This is a genomic window from Rhodococcus sovatensis, assembly GCF_037327425.1.
GTDB lineage: Bacteria > Actinomycetota > Actinomycetes > Mycobacteriales > Mycobacteriaceae > Rhodococcoides > Rhodococcoides sovatense.
Window position 1 is genome coordinate 2,066,634 of the sequence record NZ_CP147846.1, and the last position, 20,042, is coordinate 2,086,675.

Genomic DNA, 20,042 nt, shown 5'->3' on the forward strand with positions numbered 1-20,042 from the left:
TGGACCGGTGACCGAGACACCGAGAACCATGCCCGATCGGATCCACGCATGGGACGTTCGACTCTTCGATCGCACAGCGGCAAGTCACGCCTCCATCGCCGATCCGGCCCTGCGAAGGTTGAGCAAGGCCGCCGATCACAGCTTCCTCTGGGGTGCGACAGCCGGCCTGCTTGCGGCGCGTCCCGGGCCGACCCGAAGAGGTGCAGTGCGGGGATTGCTGGCAGTGGCAGGCGCAAGTGTGCTCGCCAACGGAATTCTCAAACCGATGTTTCCGCGGATACGCCCAGGCTTCGAGCGGACGCCGTTCGTCCGTAGGGTGCTCTCACCCCCGGTGTCCTCCTCGTTCCCGTCCGGGCACTCGGCATCGGCCGCCGCGTTCGCCACCGGGGTTGCACTCGAATCACCGCTCGCGGGAGCAGCTTTGGCGCCGCTGGCGGCAGCAGTGTGCTATTCGCGAGTGCACACCGGCGTTCACTGGCCCTCAGATGTTCTTGCCGGTGCTGCGCTTGGAGCCGGCATTGCCCTGTCGACGCGCCGGTGGTGGGCGGTTCGCACCGAAGAGCCGGCCGTTCTGGGTAAGCGCGTGGATCTCCCAGCGCTCCCTGGCGGCCGAGGACTGTTGGTTCTCGTCAATCCCGGTTCCGGTTCCGACGACGGGATCGCGCAGACGATCCGCGATCGCCTCCCGAACGCCGAGATCTTCGAACCGGAACCCGGAGACGATTTCAACGAACAACTCGAAGATCACATCGACCGGTTGGCTCCCAGCGCATTGGGGGTCTGCGGCGGCGACGGGACAATCGTCAGTGTTGCCGAATCCGCCGTGCGGCACCACCTGCCGCTGGCAGTGTTTCCCGGCGGGACGCTCAATCACTTCGCGCGGGACGCAGGCGTCGCCGACATCGACTCGACTGCCTCCGCCGTGGAGAGCGGCATCGCAGCTCAGGTGGATCTCGCGCGAGTTCTCGTCGACGGCAACGAGCGGGTGCCCTTCGTCAATACCGCGACCTTCGGCGGATATCCCGACTCGGTTCGACTTCGTGAGAAGTTGCAGGGCCGCATCGGAAAGTGGCCGGCTGCCGCACTCGCCATGATTCGAGTGCTGGGCAATGCCCGTCCGCTCGAGATCATGCTCGACGGACGACAAGAGTCCGTGTGGATGCTCTTCGTCGGCAACGGTCAGTACGCTCCCGCGGACCAAGTTCCCATGTCGCGGCCATCCATCGCATCAGGGACCCTCGACGTGCGATACCTGCCGTCGACGCCCTTCCTGTCCCGCACGAGGCTTGTCTTCGCTGCGTTGACCGGCACGCTGGGCGCATCGTCGACCTATGTACATTCCTCGGTCCGCACATTGGTGGTGGACGTCGTCGGACCCGAGGTCGCGCTTGCCACCGATGGCGAAGTGACAGCGGACGGTCGCAACTTCGAGTTCGGCGTCGACGACAACGGCCTCGTCCTCTACCGGGAACAGTAGAAGCCGAGGCCGTGTCGTGAGAAGGCCGTGTCGTGAAAAGCCCGTGTCGCGTGTTCTGACTACTCAGTCGGCGGTGCAGGTTCCGGCTCAGCGGGGAGCATGTCCCGCAAGGCCGCGCCGGCGATGCGGCGGAAAGCCCTACGCGGACGAGCCTGATCCAAGACTGCAACTTCGAGCGAACTCACTTCCAGAGCCTTCTTCTCGGGTTCGGCCGCGCCGTTCGCAGCCGGGGCCGCACCGGCACCCAGTGCGGCAACCGCAACCTCGACCGCCGTTGCGAGATCCAACCCGGCCCGGTAGGACTCCTTCAATGCGGTGACGATCGGCTCGGTAGTTCCACCCATGACGACGAAATCCTGCTCGTCGACGATCGATCCGTCGTACGTGATCCGGTACAACTGACTCGACACCGGCTCGTCCGAGTGCGAGACCTCGGCGACACAGATCTCGACCTCGTACGGCTTGAGCTGCTCGGTGAAAATCGTTCCCAGCGCCTGTGCGTACGTCTTGGCAAGAGAACGACCGGTCACGTCTCGGCGATCGTAGGTGTAGCCCTTGGTGTCCGCATGCAGAATCCCGGCCTTGCGCAGATTCTCGAACTCGCTGTACTTACCTACCGCTGCGAAACCGAGGCGGTCGTACAGTTCGCTGACCTTGTGCAGCGCGGACGAGCGATTCTCGGCGACGAAGAGGACGCCGTCTGCATACGACAGCACGATGACACTTCGACCGCGAGCAATACCCTTGCGCGCCAGTTCCGAACGGTCGCGCATGATCTGCTCGGCCGATGCGTAATACGGCATGGTCATGACGCCGTCCCCCCTTTCGCTGCACGTTCGGCGGCCCCTGCACGTTCCGCGATCACCGCATGTGCGGCTTCGGCAATCCGTGACTGCGCGACCTCGTTCGCGCCAACGCTGGTGATGGTCACCGCGGTCGGATAGATCCCGCGAGTGACATCGGGGCCACCCGTCGCCGAGTCGTCGTCGGCGGCATCGAACAGCGACTCCACGACAGCCCTGAGTGCGTCGTCTTCACCGAGACCTGGGTTGTACAACTTCTTCATCGCCGATTTCGCGAACAGCGAACCGGATCCGACTGCGTGATAGCCGGACTGTTCCTCGTAGCGGCCACCGACGACGTCGTACGAGACGATTCTGCCGGCACGTTCGGGGTCGGCGATGTCGACGTCGAAGCCCACGAGGAGAGGAACTGCAGCCAGGCCCTGCATCGCTGCGCCCAGGTTGCTGCGCACCATCGAGGACAACTTGTTGGCTTTGCCGTTGAACGTCAACGGCACGCCTTCGATCTTCTCGTAGTGTTCGAGCTCGACGGCGAACAACCTGACTAGTTCGATCGCGATACCGGCGGTACCCGCAATTCCAGCCGCCGAGAAGTCGTCGGTCACGAACACTTTCTGCATGTCGCGATTCGCGATCAGGTTTCCCTGCGTCGCGCGCCGATCACCGGCGATCAAGACCCCACCCGCGTACGTCACGGCGACGATGGTCGTGCCGTGCGGCGCAATGTCCGACATCGAGCTACCACCGGACATCGAGCTACCCGCCATAGAGCCGTCGATCGGAGTCACACGGTTCTCCGGAAGCAGGTGTGGTGCGTGATCACGTAGATGATCGGTGAACGAAGAATGACGCGAACCGAATTGCGGGAACAGATCGCCCGCAGCTGGGTTCACTGGGCGATCCACCGTCACTGGCCGCCCTTCTGAACGTACGCACGGACGAAGTCTTCAGCGTTTTCCTCGAGCACGTCGTCGATCTCGTCGAGGAGGTCGTCGGTCTCTTCCGCCAGCTTCTCGCGACGTTCCTGACCACCACCGGCCTCGCCGGGGACCTCGTCGTCGCCGTCGCCACCGCCAGAGCGCCGTGTCTGCTCTTGAGCCATAGTCGCCGACCTCCTTACGTATTCGCAGTACCTGCTCGGACCTTCACCCTACCGATTAGGTTCCCTCTTGGGGTGGCAAGACACTGCGGAATCGGTCAGGTCGTCAGTTGTTCGACCAGTTCCGCTGCAGTTTCGGCTGACTCCAGGAGGGCGCCCACGTGTGCTTTGCTGCCTCGGAGCGGCTCGAGCGTCGGGATGCGCACCAGGGAATCGCCTCCCAGATCGAAGATGACCGAATCCCAACTCGCAGCCGCGATGTCGGCGCCGAACTTGCGCAACACCTCACCACGGAAGTAGGCGCGTGTGTCCGACGGCGGGGTCGAGACAGCGTCCAGGACCTGCTGCTCGGTGACGAGGCGCTCCATCGAGCCGCGCGCAACCAGCCGGTTGTACAACCCCTTGTCGAGGCGAACGTCCGAGTACTGCAAGTCGACCAGGTGCAACCGGGGGGCCGACCATCCGAGACCCTCACGCTGGCGGAAGCCTTCGAGAAGGCGCAGCTTGGCGGGCCAGTCGAGCAGGTTCGCGCATTCCATCGGATCGCGTTCCAACAGATCCAGCACCATTGCCCATTTGTCCAGGATGTCGGCCACGCGGGGGTCGTCCTTGCCCTCGCTGGCGACGAACTTTGCCACTCGCTGGTGATAGATCCGCTGCAACGCAAGGGCAGTGAGTTCCCGACCGTCGGCAAGTGCGACCGCCTGACGCAGTGTCGGATCGTGGCTGATCTGGTGCACTGCAGTCACAGGTCGGGCCAGCTGCAGATCGGACAGGTCGACGCCCGCCTCGATGATGTCCAGAACCAGAGCCGTGGTGCCGACCTTGAGATAGGTGGCCATCTCTGCAAGGTTTGCGTCGCCGATGATGCAATGCAGCCGGCGGTACTTGTCTGCATCCGCGTGCGGTTCGTCGCGCGTGTTGATGATCCCGCGCTTGAGTGTCGTTTCGAGCCCCACCTCGACCTCGATGTAGTCGGCTCGCTGTGACAGCTGGAACCCGGCCTCGTCGCCGGACTGCCCGATACCGACGCGGCCTGATCCAGTGATCACCTGGCGCGAGGCGAAGAACGGCGACAGCCCTGCGATGACCGCCGAGAACGGAGTAGCTCGCGACATCAGATAGTTCTCGTGAGTGCCGTACGAGGCGCCCTTACCATCGACGTTGTTCTTGTACAGCTGCAGTCGAGGTGCGCCGGGCACGCTGGACGCGTGGCGGGCGGCGGCTTCCATGACCCGCTCACCGGCTTTGTCCCAGATGACTGCATCGAGCGGGTCCCGAACCTCAGGGGCGGAATACTCGGGATGCGCATGGTCGACGTAGAGGCGAGCGCCGTTGGTGAGGATCATGTTCGCCGCCCCGACCTCGTCAGCATCGATCACCGGCGCTGGGCCGCTGAACCGACCCAGGTCGAAACCACGGGCATCTCGCAGCGGCGATTCGACCTCGTAGTCCCATCGCGTTCGCTTCGCTCGCGGAACGCCGGCCGCCGCCGCGTAAGCGAGCACAGCCTGGGTGGATGTAAGGATCGGATTGGCCGTCGGTTCGGTCGGTGAGGAAATTCCGTATTCGACCTCGATGCCGATGATGCGCTCCATAGGCCCGAGCCTAGGTGATCGGCGACGCCGGACCCGAACCGAGCGGGAGACATCGCTGCCCGCGACCATCCAGATGGTCGCGGGCAGCGATAACGGTTTGCGAAATTACAGGTACTGACCCGTGTTGGATTCGGTGTCGATCGCGCGCGAGGCGCTCGCGTTCTTCCCCGTGACCAACGTCCGTATGTACACGATTCTTTCGCCCTTCTTGCCCGAGATCCGTGCCCAGTCGTCCGGGTTCGTCGTATTGGGCAGGTCCTCGTTCTCGGCGAATTCGTCCACGATCGAATCGAAGAGGTGCTGAACACGAAGGCCTGGAGTTCCCGACTCGAGGACCGACTTGATGGCATACTTCTTCGACCTGTCGACGATGTTCTGGATCATCGCGCCCGAGTTGAAGTCCTTGAAGTACAAGACCTCCTTGTCACCGTTGGCATAGGTGACCTCGAGGAATCGATTGTCCTCGCTCTCGGCATACATGCGATCGACGACGCGCTCGATCATCGCTCGAATGCACGCGACACGATCGCCACCGAATTCGGCGAGATCGTCGGCATTGACCGGCAGAGAATCGGTCAGGTACTTCGAGAAGATGTCCTGAGCAGATTCGGCGTCCGGTCGTTCGATCTTGATCTTCACGTCGAGCCTGCCGGGACGCAGGATTGCCGGGTCGATCATGTCCTCGCGGTTGGACGCGCCGATCACGATGACGTTCTCCAACCCCTCGACACCATCGATCTCGGCAAGGAGCTGCGGAACGACCGTGGTTTCGACGTCCGAGGACACTCCGGAACCACGGGTGCGGAAGATCGAGTCCATCTCGTCGAAGAACACGATGACCGGTGTGCCTTCCGACGCCTTCTCTCTCGCGCGTTGGAAGATCATCCGAATGTGACGTTCGGTCTCGCCGACGAACTTGTTGAGCAGCTCCGGGCCTTTGATGTTGAGGAAGAACGACTTGGCTTCCTTCGCATCCTGACCACGTGCTTCCGCGATCTTCTTCGCGAGTGAATTCGCGACCGCCTTGGCTATGAGCGTTTTGCCGCATCCCGGAGGCCCGTAGAGCAGAACACCTTTCGGTGGCCGCAGTGAGTACTCGCGGAACAGGTCCTTGTGCAAGAAGGGCAACTCGACCGCGTCGCGAATCTGTTCGATCTGACGTCCGAGACCACCGATGTCCTCGTAGCCGACATCGGGCACTTCTTCGAGCACGAGGTCCTCGACCTCGGCCTTCGGAACACGCTCGAAGGCATATCCCGCCTTCGTGTCGACGAGGAGTGAGTCGCCCGGACGCAGCCTTCGCGACGGCTCGTCGGGATCCTCCGGTGCCTCGTCGTTGGCCATCTCGTACAGCGGCTTGGCCAACCACACGACACGTTCCTCGTCGGCGTGGCCCACCACGAGCGCGCGGGTCCCATCGCCGAGAAGTTCACGCAGCGTGCTGATCTCACCGACCTGCTCGAACGTCCCTGCCTCGACGATGGTGAGAGCCTCGTTGAGCCGAACGGTCTGGCCAGGGGCGAGGACGGCGGCTTCGATATTGGGCGAGCATGCCAAACGCATCTTGCGCCCCGAGGTGAAGACGTCGACGGTGTCGTCCTCGTGGACCGCCATCAGAATGCCGTAGCCGCTCGGCGGTTGGCCCAGCCGATCCACTTCCTCCCGCAACGCGATCAGCTGTTGGCGGGCTTCCTTGAGCGTGTCCATCAACTTGGAATTGCGCAACGACAACGAGTCGATGCGGGCCTCCAGCTCGCGGACCTGCTCGGGCGGTTCTCCGAGTTGACCGAGTTGACGCCGTAGGGACGCTGCCTCGGCGCGTAGATCCTCGAGTTCCGCTCTGGCCGCAGCCGAATCCGGATTGTCTGTTGAGCTCATGAGCGACTCCTCCCAGTCCCGATCTGTCAACGCTACCGGCACATACGCAAAAGTGCGTGGGGACACGTTCTTGCAGGGGTACTCGCTAGCGCGAGTTAGCCTGAGGACCGGCGTCCTTGCCATGTTAGCCTCACCTGAAATGCATGCGTACGTGCTGCACAGAAAAGGGGCTTCACCAGTGAAAATGCGCACATCTTCCGCTTTCGTCGCGCTCGCGGCCGCCGCGCTCGTCGCGGCTGGATGCAGCTCGGGAGAAGATTCCGATCACAGTTCGGAATCTTCGGCGGCGACGACGTCCGAGGCGCCCACGACAGCGTCTGCGGCCGACGCGACTGCCCCGACCGTCGAGGAACTCACCGAGTCCTTGGCCCTTGTGGTCGCCCCGAACGTCGACGCCGCGACGAAGGCGGCCGACATCGAGAACGGGCAAGCTCGCCTGGCGAATCTGGAGCAGATGACGGCCGCACTCGCCAATTACGGCGAGATCACGTTCCAGGTCGACGAGCCGACGGTCGAAGGCGAGACCGCCACTGCGCTGGTCGCAATTGCGACCCCGCGCGGGACAGCCGCACCGACACCCAACACCTGGGTCCTGATCGACGGCGACTGGAAGGTGTCCGACGCCAGTGCATGCCAGTTACTGGCGATGGGCCAGGCTCCCTGCGTCTGACTCAGCCCTTGCCGGACCTTCGCTGCGGTTTCGGAGTCACTGTCCCGGCTGCCAGCTTACGAGCGCTGATGAGGAAGGCGGTGTGTCCCTGCATCCGATGCTCGGGACGCACCGCCAAACCGACGACATGCCACCCCCGAACGATGGATTCCCACGACCGTGGCTCGGTCCAGCATTCCTGTGCACGAAGCGCCTCGACGACACGCGACAACTGCGTCACGGTGGCGACGTAGACGATCAAGACGCCGCCGGGTACGAGAGCATCCGCTACCGCGGGTAGCGCATCCCACGGCGAGAGCATGTCCAAGATCACCCGATCGACGGTCTCCCCCGGATGATCGACACCGAACTGATCGATGTCCGCGACGGTGAGGTCCCAGTTCGGTGGGCGCTCCCCGAAGAACGTCTCGACGTTCTTCACCGCATAATCGGCGTGATCCTGGCGGATCTCGTACGAGATGACAGTCCCTGACGTCCCCACTGCACGGAGCAAGGAACATGTGAGCGCGCCCGAACCCGCACCGGCCTCGAGTACACGTGCGCCGGGGAAGACGTCACCTTCGTGCACGATCTGCGCTGCATCCTTCGGGTAGATGACCTGCGCGCCGCGCGGCATCGACAGCACGTAGTCGGTGAGCAGCGGCCGAAGAGCGAGATAGGGCGTTCCATTCACCGAGGTGACTACGCTGCCCTCGTCCGCGCCGATCAACGCGTCGTGCGTGATGCCACCGCGGTGGGTATGAAATTCCTTGCCGGCGTCGAGAACGACCGTGTAATGCCGACCCTTGCCGTCCGTCAGCTGGACGCGATCTCCGACCCGGAACGGGCCGCTGCGTGCGGCGCCGGTGGGCACGGCTTGCGTGGTCTCGTCCGAAGACACAGCCGACTACCTCTTTCGATGAACTGAATTGGTGCAGTCGGTCCGGGATGGACTGGCGACTCGGCTGCCCAGACTACGGCCTTGCGCAGTTCTGTCGGTCCACGGGCTTAGTGTGCATGGCGTGAGTATTACCGAGACGCCCGCACAGTCTGCCCCGATCAGCCCCCTCAGGCGTAGCAAGCCGGCACTCTCACCGTCACGCGCCGGCGACTTCAAACAGTGTCCGTTGCTGTACCGGTTTCGGGCCATCGATCGAATCCCAGAGAAGTCGACCACAGCTCAGGTCAAGGGCACCGTGGTTCACGCAGCACTCGAAGCGCTGTACGGAATGCCCACTGCGGCACGGCATTCGGACACTGCAGTCGGTCTCGTCGAGCCCGCGTGGGATCGTGTCCGCGCAGAATCTCCGGACATCGCCGATTTCATTTCCGACAACGACCTCGCTACGTTGCTCGAGCAGGCGCGCAACCTCGTCGCGGGATACTACGAGATGGAAGATCCGACTCGATTCGATCCAGAATCGTGCGAGCAGCGCGTCGAGATCGATCTCGACGACGGGACGCCACTGCGCGGTTTCATCGACCGCATCGACGTGGCACCCAACGGAATGGTGCGTGTGGTGGACTACAAGACAGGCAAGGCTCCTCGGGAATTCACCGAGGCGAAGGCGCTGTTCCAGATGAAGTTCTACGCCTTGGTCGTCATGCGCATGCGTGGCATAGTCCCGGCTCAGCTCAAATTGATGTACCTCGCCGACAAACAGTCCCTGACCTACACCCCGGACGAGGGCGAGCTACTTCGCTTCGAACGGATGCTGTCGGCGATCTGGAAAGCCATTCTCGTTGCCGGGAAATCGGGTGATTTTCAGCCCAAGAAAGGCAAGCTGTGCGCGTGGTGCGATCACCAAGCTCTGTGCCCCGAGTTCGGCGGAACTCCCCCGACCTACCCCGGTTGGCCCGAGGTGGCAGCAACATCGAGCACCCAGGCATGACCGAGAACGCGTTCTTCGTACCTCTCGGCGTCAATGCGGCGGGCAACGAGGTGTTCGGCGCTACCGAACGGTCCATCGGCACCTGGTCTTCCACCATGCAGCACGGCGCACCACCGTCGGCGCTGCTGGTGCGCGCCATGGAGCGGATCGGCGCACGCGAGGACGTACGCGTCACCAGAGTCGTGATCGAGCTTCTCGGCCCGGTTCCCATCGCGGACATCGAAGTCAGATCGTGGGTCGAACGGCCGGGCAAGAATATCGAACTCGTCGTTGCCGAGCTGTGGGCACGCACCGAGAGCGGTACAGAACGCGCAGTCGCCCGAGGAACTGCATGGAGGTTGGCCACCGAGGACACCACACATGTCGTGCATGCAGCGGACGTTCCGCTCAGGCCCCTCTCGGAAACCACGCCCCACGTGTGGGGCAAGTCGTGGAACAGCGGATACATCGACAACGTGGACATCCGCGCGATAACCGAGATCGGTGGGGTCGGACCAGGTCAGGTATGGGCCACTCCGACAACGAGTCTGGTGTTGGGCGAGACCATGACACCACTCGAGCGGCTGTTCTCCGTGGCAGACATCGCCAACGGAATCGGCGCCAAGCTCGACATCGACCGGTGGACATTTCTCAACACCGATCTCACCGTTCACCTGTTTCGCATCCCGGACGGCGAATGGATCGGCCTGTCGGCCGAAACATCCACCGGTCCGGATGGTTTCGCGATGTCGGCAGGAGTTCTTCACGACCATCTCGGACCTGTGGGACGCATCGCACAGACCGTGCTGGTACGTCCGCGCGACCGAAACTGAGGTCAGAAAGCTCGGCAGGACCTGATGTCCGAGGCCAAAATGGCCTTCGCGCCGAGGTCGGCGAGATCGTCCATCACCGTGTTGTGAACCTTGCGAGACACCATGGCGCGCACCGCGATCCAATTCTCGTCCGCCATCGGAGACAGCGTGGGCGACTCGATGCCGGGAGTGATCTTCACGGCCTCGTCGAGGATGGACTTCGGGCAGTCGTAGTCGAGCATCAGGTACTGCTGCGCGAATACGACACCCTGCACCCGCGCGATCAGCTGCTTGCGAGTCTTGTCTGTACTGCCGCCTCCGGCTCGCTCGATCAGTACACCCTCGGAGTCGCACAGCGACTCGCCGAACGCGACCAAGTTGTTCTGACGAAGCGATCGACCCGACTCGACGACGTCGGCGATAGCGTCCGCCACCCCGAGCTGGATGGAGATCTCGACCGCACCGTCCAGACGAATCACGGTCGCCTCCAGACCCCGGGCCGCGAGGTCTGCTTTGACGAGATTGGGATACGACGTGGCGATGCGCAGCCCGCCGAGATCCTCAGTGGACCAGTCCTTGCCCTGCGGGGCCGCATAGCGGAACGTCGAACGGCCGAAACCGAGAGAAAGCAGCTCGTCGACCGGAGCCCCTGAGTCCAACGCAAGATCGCGTCCCGTGATACCGAGGTCGAGCTGGCCGGACCCGACGTAGATCGCGATGTCTTTCGGGCGCAGGAAGAAGAATTCGACGCCATTGGCCGGATCGAGGACGGTGAGATCTTTCGAGTCGCTCCGCCGGCGGTAGCCGGCTTCCTGCAAGATCTCGGCGGAGGATTCGGAGAGGGCGCCCTTGTTGGGAACTGCTACACGCAACATTGCGAGGTCCTTAGGTCAGAAGAAGTACGAGGCGAGGGGGCGTGCCGCTCGAAACGAGCACGCTCACAGATGTCGGTAGACATCGTCCAGCGTCAGACCGCGCCCCACCATGAGTACCTGAACCCAGTACAGCAACTGCGAAATCTCCTCGGCGAGGGCCTCGTCACCCTCATGCTCGGCGGCGATCCAGACTTCACCTGCTTCCTCGATGATCTTCTTACCCTGGGCATGCACGCCTGCATCCAACGCAGCAACGGTGCCGGAGCCCTCTGGGCGGGTGACAGCGCGGTCGGTCAGCTCGGCGAACAGGGAGTCGAAGGTCTTCACAGTTAGCGATTCTTTCATGACGAGGTGGCCGAGCGTGCATCGCACCACGCGGATCGCAACTCGTCCGCGTTGATCCCGACGAGCGAATCGCGGAGGACATACCCAGGCTCCGCCGACACCTCGACTTCGGAGGGCACGAGCAGGACCGAGCACCCGGCTCGGCGCGCGGCCAGCGAACCGGTGGGGGAATCCTCGACCGCGAGACAGTGCGACGGGTCGAGCCCGAGCAGAGACGCGCCCAGGAGGTAAGGCGCAGGGTGCGGCTTGCCTTCCTCGACCTCGTCACCGCTGACGGTGAAGTCGAAATACTCACGCCCGATCGTCTCGAGCGCTGTTTCGACGAGACCTCGTTCGGTATTGGTCACCAATGCGGTACCCAGGCCCATCTCCCGCGCGAGTCCGAGGGCGTCTTTCGCGCCGGGCCGCCACGGAATACCTTCGGAGAACAGGTGCCCGACGCGGTCCGTCAACCAGTCGCGAGCCCAACCCAGCGACTGCTCGGTCGCTTCGGTTCCCGTGTGTGCGAACACTTTCCGAAGCGCACCTTGCATCGAATTGCCGAGCGTGCTCGTTCGAACCTCCGCGGTCAGCACACGACCCAGTTCGAGCGACAGCTCGGCAACTGCGACGTCCCAGATCTTCTCCGAGTCCAGCAAGGTTCCGTCCATGTCCCACAGGACGCCCCGCAGTTCGGACGCATCTGATTCAGACGACGCATTTGACTCAAACATTGAAATACTTGGCCTCCGGGTGGTGCAGAACGAATGCGTCGGTGGACTGCTCGGGATGCAACTGCAGCTCCTCGGACAGTTTGACTCCGATTCGTTCTGGTTCGAGTAGTGCCGCGAGCTTGATGCGATCCTCCAGGTCCGGGCACGCGCCGTACCCGAACGAGTAACGGGCACCGCGATATTCGAGCTTGAAGTACCCCTCCGCATCCTTGGGATCTTCTGCGGCGACGGTGCGGCCGCCGGTGAGTTTCAGTTCCTCGCGAACGCGTCGATGCCAATACTCGGCGAGCGCTTCGGTCAGCTGAACGCCGATTCCGTGCACTTCGAGGTAGTCGCGATACGCATCGGCCGCGAACAGTTCGTTGGCGAAGTCGGCGATGGGTTGCCCCATTGTCACGAGGTTCATCGGCAGGACGTCGACCTGACCGCTCTCGCGAGCTGACACGCGAGAGCGAACGAAGTCGGCGATGCACAGGAATCGATCTCGCTGCTGGCGCGGAAAGGTGAACCTGAAGCGTTCGGGTGCGCCGGGGGTCGGCTCGGTGAGGACGACTACATCGTCGCCTTCGGACACGGCCGGGAAGTATCCGTAGACCAGAGCCGCATGCGCGAGAATTCCGTCGGTACTGAGCCTGTCGAGCCAATACCGGAGTCGAGGCTTGCCTTCCGACTCCACCAGGTCCTCGTACGTGGCGCCTTCGCCTTTGCGTGCGCCGCGAAGACCCCACTGACCTAGGAACAGAGCCCGCTCGTCGAGTAGTCCCGAGTATTCCGCCAACGACACACCCTTGACGATGCGAGTGCCCCAGAACGGCGGAACTGGAGTCTCGACGTCGATAGCGACGTCCGATCGCTCCGGAACGACGACCGGAACCGCTGCCGCTTTACGCTGCTCGGCGATCCGCCTGGACCGCTCGTGTCGAGCCTTCCGCTCCTCGGCCTTGGCTCGCGCTTCGAGCGCCTCCGGGCTGTCGGGCGCCGGCCCCCCGCCGCGCTTGGTGGTCATGATCGTGTCCATCAACCGCAGACCTTCGAATGCGTCACGCGCGTAGTGCACATCGCCCTGGTAGACGTCCTGCAGGTCGTTCTCGACATAGGACCGAGTCAGGGCGGCACCGCCCAACAGCACGGGGAACTTCTCGGCGACGCCCTTGTTGTTGAGCTCGATCAAGTTGTCCTTCATGACCACCGTCGACTTGACCAACAGCCCCGACATGCCGATGACGTCGGCACGCTTGTCGACCGCCGCTTCGAGAATTGTCGAGATGGGTTGCTTGATACCGAGATTGACAACCTCGTAGCCGTTGTTGCTGAGGATGATGTCCACCAGGTTCTTGCCGATGTCGTGGACGTCGCCTTTGACGGTCCCCAGAACGATGCGGCCCTTCCCGTCGTCGTCGGTGGCCTCCATATGCGGTTCGAGGTAGGCGACAGCGGCCTTCATGACCTCGGCGGAGGCCAGCACGAACGGCAACTGCATCTGCCCTGAACCGAACAGCTCGCCGACAGTCTTCATCCCGGACAACAGCGTCTCGTTGATGATCTCCAGCGGCGGCTTCTCGGTCATCGCGGCGTCGAGGTCGGTGTCCAGCCCGTTGCGCTCACCGTCGACTATGCGGCGTTCCAGCCGCTCGAAGAGCGGCAACCGACCGAGTTCCTCGGCCCGAGATTCACGAGCCGACGCCGCCGATACACCCTCGAAGAGCTGCATGAGCTTCTGCAACGGGTCGTAACCTTCGGAGCGGCGGTCGTAGACCAGGTCGAGTGCAGTCTCACGCTGCTCGTCGGGAATCTTGTTCATCGGCAGGATCTTCGACGCGTGCACGATGGCCGTGTCGAGTCCGGCTTCGGTGCATTCGTGCAGGAACACCGAGTTGAGGACCTGGCGCGCAGCAGGATTGAGACCGAAGGAGATGTTCGACAACCCGAGGGTGGTGTGCACCTTGGGGTACTTCGCCTTGAGCTGACGGATGGCCTCGATCGTCTCGATGCCGTCGCGCCGGACCTCTTCCTGCCCGGTCGAGATCGGAAAGGTCAAGGTGTCGACGATGATGTCCTCGTAGCTCAGCCCCCAGTTGGTGGTGATGTCCTCGATGAGCCGGTCGGCGACCCGCACCTTCCATTCGGCGGTACGCGCTTGACCCTCCTCGTCGATGGTGAGTGCGACGACGGCAGCGCCATGCTCTTTGACCAGTTTCATGATCTTGTGGAAGCGGGAGTCCGGTCCGTCGCCGTCTTCGTAGTTGACCGAGTTGACCGCACTGCGTCCGCCGAGGTGTTCGAGTCCAGCTTCCAGAACCGCCGGTTCGGTGGAATCGAGCATGATCGGCAGCGTCGATGCCGTCGCCAGACGGGACGCGAGGGCAGACATGTCCGCTGCGCCGTCGCGGCCCACGTAGTCGATGTTGAGATCGAGCATGTGGGCGCCGTCGCGCGTCTGATCCTTGGCGATTTCGAGGCACTTCTCGTAGTCCTCGGCGAGCATCGCGTCGCGGAACGCCTTGGAACCGTTGGAGTTGGTCCGCTCCCCGATCATCAGAATGCTGGCATCCTGCTCGAACGGGACGGCAGAGTACAACGATGCGACCCCGGGCTCGGGTGTCGGAACTCGCGTCGCCTTCGTAGTTCCGTGAACGAGATCGGCAACCTGCCGAATGTGCTCGGGAGTGGTGCCGCAGCAACCCCCGACCAGGGACAGGCCGTATTCCGAGACGAAGCTGCCGAGGGCAGCTGCCAGCTCGGGCGCCGTCAACGGATACTCCGCGCCCTTGGGTCCCAGCGTCGGCAAGCCTGCATTGGGCATGACCGAGACGGGGAGTGTCGAATGCTTGGACAGATGGCGGAGGTGCTCGCTCATCTCGGCCGGTCCGGTCGCGCAGTTCAGCCCGATCATGTCGATGCCGAGGGGTTCCAACGCGGTCAATGCCGCGCCGATTTCGCTGCCCAGGAGCATCGCACCGGTCGTTTCGACGGTCACATGCGTGATGATCGGAATCCGCACACCAAGTTTGTCCATGGCGTGCTGGCTACCGATGATTGCGGCTTTGACCTGCAGAAGGTCTTGGCAGGTCTCGACGAGGATGGCGTCGGCGCCGCCGTCGATCATCCCCAGCGCGGCCTCGGTGTACGCATCACGCAGGACTGCGAACGGCGCGTGACCGAGCGTCGGTAGCTTGGTGCCGGGACCCATCGATCCCAGAACGAAGCGGCCCATACCGTCGCGTCCAGGTCCCATCTCGTCGGCGGTCTCCCGCGCGAGCTTGGTGCCCTTCTCCGACAGTTCCCGGATTCGATCGGAGATGTCGTAGTCCGCGAGGTTCGGCAGGTTGCAGCCGAAGGTGTTGGTTTCGACTGCGTCGGCACCTGCGTCGAAGTACGCGCGATGGATCTCACGTAGCACGTCGGGTCGCGTGTCGTTGAGGATTTCGTTGCATCCCTCGAGGCCGAGGAAATCGTCGAGCGTGAGGTCGGCGTCCTGCAGCATCGTTCCCATAGCCCCGTCGCCGATGACAACGCGAGTTTCGATCGCATCGAGCAGACTTGTCTTGTGTAGCGCAGGCATCACTACAGACTAGTGGGCTTCATGCCGTGACCACGACAGCGAGGGCTGGTCGTAGGCTGTCGTGGTGAGTCCCCGAAACCGAGACGGCAACTTTCCCGCCGACAGAGACGACACCGGACACGGCAATTCGGACAGTGCAGCCGAATCGCTCCTGGCCGCGGTGTCCTCGGCTGTGTCGAACGCAACACCTTTTCCGTCCGATTCCGAGGTCGACTCCGACGAGGATCTCGAACTTCCGTCGCTACGTAATCCCATTCTGGTCGCCGCGTTCGAGGGATGGAACGACGCGGGCGACGCCGCGAGTGGCGCCGTCGAACATCTCGAGTTGATCTGGGATGCGACCCCGCTGGCCGAATTGGACTCCGAGGATTATTACGACTACCAGGTGAATCGGCCGACAATCCGGCAGGTCGACGGCGTCACCCGCGAGATTGCGTGGCCGTCGACCAGGTTGTCGGTGTGTTCGCCCCCCGGCAGTGTCCGTGATGTGGTCCTTCTGCGTGGGATCGAACCGAACATGCGGTGGCGAAGCTTCTGCGACGACCTGCTCGAGTTCGTCGACCAGTTGGGTGTCGACACTGTGGTCATACTCGGCGCGCTTTTGGCCGACACGCCGCACACGCGTCCCGTTCCGGTCACCGGTAGCGCCTACAGCGTCGAAGCAGCCGAGCGCTTCAACCTCGAACAGACGCGGTACGAAGGGCCGACCGGCATCACGGGGGTCCTGCAGGACGAATGCGTCAAGGCAGGCGTTCCGGCCGTGTCGTTCTGGGCAGCAGTCCCGCACTACGTGTCGCAGCCGCCCAATCCCAAGGCGACCGTCGCGTTGTTGCAGCGAGTCGAAGATGTCCTCGACATAGAGGTGCCGCTCGGCGAGCTTCCTACCCAGGCCGAGGACTGGGAGGAAGCGGTCACCGAGATGACGAAGGAAGACGAGGAGATCAGCGAGTACGTACGTACCCTCGAGGAACGAGGCGACGCGGAGGTGGACATCTCCGAGGCGATCTCGAAGATCGACGGCGACGCGATCGCGGCGGAGTTCGAACGGTACCTACGACGCCGTGGACCAGGTAACTTCGGTCTGTGACTGCACACACCCGCACAGGGACTCCTGCGGTTCGGTGAGTTCTTTCTGATCCCCACGTAACGCAGGCGCAGCGGCGGTGTCACCCGGGCACCGCAACCTGGTGTCCATGGCAAGCACACCGCGGTTCCTTCAGGGCGTCTTCCCGTTCACCGGACACGGACTCGACAAACCCGAGGCGGTGGATTCGTCCACGATCTTCGTCGTGCCCTCGGGATCGATCGCCCAGCCGCTGTACTTTCGCGGCGGCAACTCCTCCGACGAGCTGATCGTGGTGTCGCTGCTCAAAGACGGCCAGCCTATGCGGATGTTCCCTATGGGAGCCAAGAGCGGGGTGAACATTCCGCTGCGTGTCGTCGAGGACGTCGATCCCGACTCGGTGCTCGAGCTCGTCGTCGCGGCGCCCGAGGGCACGACGGGCGAGGTCGTCGTCGACTTCGGTTTGGTGTTGATCTGATGAACGGCGCTCCCAGAACGCGGTTACTTGTCGTCGGGAACGGGATGGCGGGAGCCCGGACCGTCGAGGAGATCCTCAAGCGCGGGGCCGAGAAGTTCGACGTCACGATGATCGGCGACGAGCCGTACGGCAACTACAACCGAATCATGCTCTCGCATGTACTCGCCGGCGAGTCGGGAGTCGACGACGAGGATCTGCTCCTCAATCCGATGAGCTGGTACCGCGAGAACGGTGTCACCCTGTTCGCCGGGGACCGGGCGATCGCACTCGATCGGTTTGCGAAGTCGGTCCGCTGCGAAAGTGGCCGCATCGTCGACTACGACGTTCTGATCATCGCCACGGGTAGCAACACGTTCTTCCCCAACATGGACGGCCTCCGTGAACCTGACGGTCGCTTGGCCCGCGGAGTATTCGGATTCCGAACGATCGCCGACACCAACGGAATGCTTCAGATGGCGGCATCCCAGGACGATCTGCGTGCCGTGGTGATCGGTGGTGGGCTGCTCGGATTGGAGGCTGCGTACGGACTACGTACCCAGGGCCTCGACGTCGATGTCGTGCACTCCCCCGGTCATCTGATGAACCAGCAGTTGGACGAGCGTGGGGGTCGCCTGCTACGCAACAAGATCGAGTCACTCGGTGTCGGTGTGCACACCTCCAAACGGACGACCTCGGTGCTTCGGGACGAATCAGGACGCGTCGCCGGCGTCGGGTTCAACGACGACACGTCACTTCCCGCAGACATGATCGTCGTCACGGCCGGAATCAGACCGAGCGTCGAGTTCGCACGAGGTGGCGGCCTTGTCATCGAACGCGGAATCGTCGTCGACGATCAGTTGCGCTGCGAGGACGAAGGTTCCATCTATGCCGTCGGCGAGTGTTGCCAGCATCGCGGCGAGGTGTACGGGTTGGTGGCACCGTTGTGGGAGCAGGCCGTCGTGCTCGCCGAACATCTCTCTGGAGCGAATCCTTCCGCCGCATATCACGGTTCACGATTGACGACGAAGCTGAAGGTCGCGGGCGTCGATGTCGCGGCGATGGGCGTGAAGGGCCCCGAACGTGAGGATGACGAGTTCGTCCAGTTCTACGAACCCAGAAGCGGAACCTACAAGAGCGTGGTCGTCCGGGACGGAAAGCTCATCGGAGCAACGCTTCTCGGCGATATCAGCAAAGCCAACTTCCTGACCCAGGCGTTCGACGAGAAGGTGCCGCTTCCGGACGAGCGGATCAGCATGCTCTTCGACATGGGGACACCGACTGCGGCGACTGGTGCAGCCGAGCTCGCGGACGACGTCCAGGTGTGCAACTGCAACGGCGTCACGAAGGGCGCGATCGTCGCGTGCGTACATGCCGGGGCGAAGTCGATGGGCGACGTCACCGCCGCAACCCGTGCAGGCAAGGGCTGCGGGTCGTGCAAGGGACTCGTGGCCGACATTCTCGCGTGCGCGGCCGGTGGCGCACTCGAGGCCGACCCGGCAGCAGACTGGTACGTCCCATCGATTCCATTGTCCAAGCCCGCTCTCATCGATGTCATACGCGAGCGCGGTCTGCGTTCGGTATCGCAGGTGTTCACCGAACTCGCGACCGACGGGAGCGAGGACGTTCCGTCGAAGATGCCGCTCGCGTCGTTGCTACGCACGATCTGGGGGCCCGATTGGGTCGACGAGCGCGGTGCGTTGTTCATCAATGATCGTGTTCACGCCAACATCCAGCGTGACGGCACGTTCTCGGTGGTGCCGCAGATGAAAGGTGGCGTCACCACGCCGGGCCAACTGCGCAAGATTGCGGACGTCGCGGACAAATACAACGTGCCGCTGGTCAAGGTCACCGGCGGGCAGCGCATCGACCTGCTCGGCATCAAGAAGGAAGATCTACCGAAGGTGTGGGGCGATCTCGACATGCCCTCCGGCTTCGCTTACGGCAAGAGCATGCGGACCGTCAAGACCTGTGTCGGAAGTGACTTCTGCCGCTTCGGTCTCGGTGATTCGACTGCGCTCGGTATTGCGCTCGAAGATCGCTTCCAGGGTTTGGAGACGCCGGCCAAGCTCAAGCTGGCGGTGGCCGGATGCCCTCGAAACTGCTCCGAGGCCCTGTGCAAGGACTTCGGTGTCGTATCGGTCGGCGAGGACAAGTGGGAGATCTACGTCGGCGGGGCCGCGGGGGCCCACATCAGGAAGGGCGATCTGCTGGCGACGGTCGTCGGCGCCGGCGAGGTCCTTCGGGTCGCGGGAATTTTCATTCAGCACTACCGCGAGAGCGCCCAGTGGCTGGAGCGTACGTACGCCTGGGTGCCCCGAATCGGCCTCGAGGTGTTGCAGCGGACATTGATCGAAGACGCCGAGGGAATTGTGGAAGGACTTGAGCAGCGCATGCAGACCTCCGTCGACGGATACCGGGATCCATGGCAGGACCGGGTGGAGCAGAAGTCGCCCGCCCAGTTCACACCGTCGCTGCCGCTGTTGCCGCTGCCCCAGGTGCCGGTCCGATGAGCATCCCAGCCGGTGCCATCCCAGTCAGTGCCATCCCAGTCGGGTCGATAGACGATCTGACGCCGGGCGAGGGCCGCGCCTACGTGGTCGACGGCAAGCAGGTGGCGGTCTTCCTGCTCGCCGACGGAACCGTGCGGGCAATGGATGCCGTCTGCCCGCACAAAGGCGGTCCCCTGGCCGACGGTCAGATCGATGGATCGGTCGTCATGTGCCCGCTGCACCAGTACACCTTCTCTCTCGATACCGGGGCGTGTCCGAGCGGGATCGACTCGGTACGGACCTACCCCGCAGCCGTCGTCGACGGGAAGGTGACGATCCAGGTGTGATCGC

Annotated in this window: 18 protein-coding genes; 8 read left to right on the forward strand and 10 right to left on the reverse strand. The window is 63.3% G+C overall.

Going from position 1 to position 20,042, the window contains the following annotated elements; all coding sequences use genetic code 11:
- The first annotated feature begins 28 nt into the window (after positions 1 to 28).
- Complete coding sequence (locus tag WDS16_RS09580; RefSeq protein ID WP_338893315.1) at positions 29 to 1,477, forward strand: bifunctional phosphatase PAP2/diacylglycerol kinase family protein; 1,449 nt, start codon at positions 29 to 31, stop codon at positions 1,475 to 1,477.
- 59 nt (positions 1,478 to 1,536) lie between these two features.
- On the opposite strand, the gene prcA is transcribed toward WDS16_RS09580, so the two are convergent.
- The 5 genes from prcA to arc all read right to left on the reverse strand — a co-directional run bounded on the left by prcA (position 1,537) and on the right by arc (position 6,855).
- Positions 1,537 to 2,286, reverse strand: a complete 750-nt coding sequence (prcA, locus tag WDS16_RS09585; RefSeq protein ID WP_338892300.1) for a proteasome subunit alpha — start codon at positions 2,284 to 2,286, stop codon at positions 1,537 to 1,539.
- Positions 2,283 to 3,191, reverse strand: a complete 909-nt coding sequence (prcB, locus tag WDS16_RS09590) for a proteasome subunit beta (protein ID WP_422395771.1) — start codon at positions 3,189 to 3,191, stop codon at positions 2,283 to 2,285. The genes prcA and prcB overlap by 4 nt, the downstream gene beginning before the upstream one ends.
- The gene (locus WDS16_RS09595; RefSeq protein ID WP_019666269.1) at positions 3,188 to 3,382 is read right to left on the reverse strand and encodes a ubiquitin-like protein Pup; all 195 of its coding nucleotides are present in this window, start codon (positions 3,380 to 3,382) and stop codon (positions 3,188 to 3,190) included. The genes prcB and WDS16_RS09595 overlap by 4 nt, the downstream gene beginning before the upstream one ends.
- A gap of 95 nt (positions 3,383 to 3,477) precedes the next feature.
- On the reverse strand, positions 3,478 to 4,977 hold the full coding sequence (gene dop / locus WDS16_RS09600) for a depupylase/deamidase Dop (protein WP_338892308.1): 1,500 nt from the start codon (positions 4,975 to 4,977) through the stop codon (positions 3,478 to 3,480).
- 105 nt (positions 4,978 to 5,082) lie between these two features.
- Complete coding sequence (gene arc / locus WDS16_RS09605; protein ID WP_338892309.1) at positions 5,083 to 6,855, reverse strand: proteasome ATPase; 1,773 nt, start codon at positions 6,853 to 6,855, stop codon at positions 5,083 to 5,085.
- A 184-nt stretch (positions 6,856 to 7,039) separates the two neighbouring features.
- Here arc and WDS16_RS09610 point away from each other — a divergent pair, with 184 nt between their 5' ends.
- The gene (locus WDS16_RS09610; protein ID WP_338892311.1) at positions 7,040 to 7,525 is read left to right on the forward strand and encodes a hypothetical protein; all 486 of its coding nucleotides are present in this window, start codon (positions 7,040 to 7,042) and stop codon (positions 7,523 to 7,525) included.
- Position 7,526: 1 nt separating this feature from the next.
- On the opposite strand, the gene WDS16_RS09615 is transcribed toward WDS16_RS09610, so the two are convergent.
- Entirely contained in the window at positions 7,527 to 8,405 is an 879-nt protein-coding gene (locus WDS16_RS09615) for a tRNA (adenine-N1)-methyltransferase (RefSeq protein WP_338892313.1), read from the reverse strand.
- Positions 8,406 to 8,526: 121 nt separating this feature from the next.
- Here WDS16_RS09615 and WDS16_RS09620 point away from each other — a divergent pair, with 121 nt between their 5' ends.
- Positions 8,527 to 9,396, forward strand: coding sequence for a RecB family exonuclease (locus WDS16_RS09620; RefSeq protein WP_338892315.1), 870 nt, complete (start codon positions 8,527 to 8,529; stop codon positions 9,394 to 9,396).
- Positions 9,393 to 10,208: a thioesterase family protein gene (locus WDS16_RS09625; RefSeq protein ID WP_338892317.1), complete on the forward strand. Its 816-nt coding sequence runs from the start codon at positions 9,393 to 9,395 to the stop codon at positions 10,206 to 10,208. Before WDS16_RS09620 ends, WDS16_RS09625 begins: the two co-directional genes overlap by 4 nt.
- 2 nt (positions 10,209 to 10,210) lie before the next feature.
- On the opposite strand, the gene hisG is transcribed toward WDS16_RS09625, so the two are convergent.
- From hisG to metH, 4 genes are all read right to left on the reverse strand, one after another.
- Positions 10,211 to 11,062 (reverse strand): ATP phosphoribosyltransferase, encoded by an 852-nt coding sequence (hisG, locus tag WDS16_RS09630; protein WP_338892319.1) that lies wholly within the window; start codon positions 11,060 to 11,062, stop codon positions 10,211 to 10,213.
- Between the two features lie 63 nt (positions 11,063 to 11,125).
- The gene (locus tag WDS16_RS09635) at positions 11,126 to 11,407 is read right to left on the reverse strand and encodes a phosphoribosyl-ATP diphosphatase (RefSeq protein WP_156520128.1); all 282 of its coding nucleotides are present in this window, start codon (positions 11,405 to 11,407) and stop codon (positions 11,126 to 11,128) included.
- Positions 11,404 to 12,120: an HAD family phosphatase gene (locus WDS16_RS09640; protein ID WP_338892322.1), complete on the reverse strand. Its 717-nt coding sequence runs from the start codon at positions 12,118 to 12,120 to the stop codon at positions 11,404 to 11,406. Before WDS16_RS09640 ends, WDS16_RS09635 begins: the two co-directional genes overlap by 4 nt.
- Positions 12,113 to 15,682 (reverse strand): methionine synthase, encoded by a 3,570-nt coding sequence (metH, locus tag WDS16_RS09645; protein ID WP_338892324.1) that lies wholly within the window; start codon positions 15,680 to 15,682, stop codon positions 12,113 to 12,115. Before metH ends, WDS16_RS09640 begins: the two co-directional genes overlap by 8 nt.
- A 172-nt stretch (positions 15,683 to 15,854) precedes the next feature.
- Between metH and WDS16_RS09650 the strand changes: the two genes are divergently transcribed.
- From WDS16_RS09650 to WDS16_RS09665, 4 genes are all read left to right on the forward strand, one after another.
- Positions 15,855 to 16,769, forward strand: coding sequence for a PAC2 family protein (locus WDS16_RS09650; RefSeq protein ID WP_338893316.1), 915 nt, complete (start codon positions 15,855 to 15,857; stop codon positions 16,767 to 16,769).
- A gap of 106 nt (positions 16,770 to 16,875) precedes the next feature.
- A complete protein-coding gene (locus WDS16_RS09655; protein ID WP_338892325.1) occupies positions 16,876 to 17,223 on the forward strand; it encodes a molybdopterin oxidoreductase in 348 nt (115 codons plus the stop codon).
- On the forward strand, positions 17,223 to 19,712 hold the full coding sequence (nirB, locus tag WDS16_RS09660) for a nitrite reductase large subunit NirB (protein ID WP_338892326.1): 2,490 nt from the start codon (positions 17,223 to 17,225) through the stop codon (positions 19,710 to 19,712). The genes WDS16_RS09655 and nirB overlap by 1 nt, the downstream gene beginning before the upstream one ends.
- Positions 19,709 to 20,038 (forward strand): Rieske (2Fe-2S) protein, encoded by a 330-nt coding sequence (locus WDS16_RS09665; protein WP_338892327.1) that lies wholly within the window; start codon positions 19,709 to 19,711, stop codon positions 20,036 to 20,038. The genes nirB and WDS16_RS09665 overlap by 4 nt, the downstream gene beginning before the upstream one ends.
- Positions 20,039 to 20,042: the final 4 nt, after the last annotated feature.

What these genes read in the sequence shown, in the direction of transcription:
- WDS16_RS09580 (WP_338893315.1), top strand. Translation starts at nt 29, where the DNA reads ATGCCCGATCGGATCCACGCATGGGACGTTCGACTCTTCGATCGCACA.
- prcA (WP_338892300.1), bottom strand. Translation starts at nt 2,286, where the DNA reads ATGACCATGCCGTATTACGCATCGGCCGAGCAGATCATGCGCGACCGT.
- WDS16_RS09595 (WP_019666269.1), bottom strand. Translation starts at nt 3,382, where the DNA reads ATGGCTCAAGAGCAGACACGGCGCTCTGGCGGTGGCGACGGCGACGAC.
- dop (WP_338892308.1), bottom strand. Translation starts at nt 4,977, where the DNA reads ATGGAGCGCATCATCGGCATCGAGGTCGAATACGGAATTTCCTCACCG.
- arc (WP_338892309.1), bottom strand. Translation starts at nt 6,855, where the DNA reads ATGAGCTCAACAGACAATCCGGATTCGGCTGCGGCCAGAGCGGAACTC.
- WDS16_RS09610 (WP_338892311.1), top strand. Translation starts at nt 7,040, where the DNA reads ATGCGCACATCTTCCGCTTTCGTCGCGCTCGCGGCCGCCGCGCTCGTC.
- WDS16_RS09625 (WP_338892317.1), top strand. Translation starts at nt 9,393, where the DNA reads ATGACCGAGAACGCGTTCTTCGTACCTCTCGGCGTCAATGCGGCGGGC.
- hisG (WP_338892319.1), bottom strand. Translation starts at nt 11,062, where the DNA reads ATGTTGCGTGTAGCAGTTCCCAACAAGGGCGCCCTCTCCGAATCCTCC.
- WDS16_RS09635 (WP_156520128.1), bottom strand. Translation starts at nt 11,407, where the DNA reads ATGAAAGAATCGCTAACTGTGAAGACCTTCGACTCCCTGTTCGCCGAG.
- WDS16_RS09640 (WP_338892322.1), bottom strand. Translation starts at nt 12,120, where the DNA reads ATGTTTGAGTCAAATGCGTCGTCTGAATCAGATGCGTCCGAACTGCGG.
- metH (WP_338892324.1), bottom strand. Translation starts at nt 15,682, where the DNA reads ATGCCTGCGCTACACAAGACAAGTCTGCTCGATGCGATCGAAACTCGC.
- WDS16_RS09655 (WP_338892325.1), top strand. Translation starts at nt 16,876, where the DNA reads ATGGCAAGCACACCGCGGTTCCTTCAGGGCGTCTTCCCGTTCACCGGA.
- nirB (WP_338892326.1), top strand. Translation starts at nt 17,223, where the DNA reads ATGAACGGCGCTCCCAGAACGCGGTTACTTGTCGTCGGGAACGGGATG.
- WDS16_RS09665 (WP_338892327.1), top strand. Translation starts at nt 19,709, where the DNA reads ATGAGCATCCCAGCCGGTGCCATCCCAGTCAGTGCCATCCCAGTCGGG.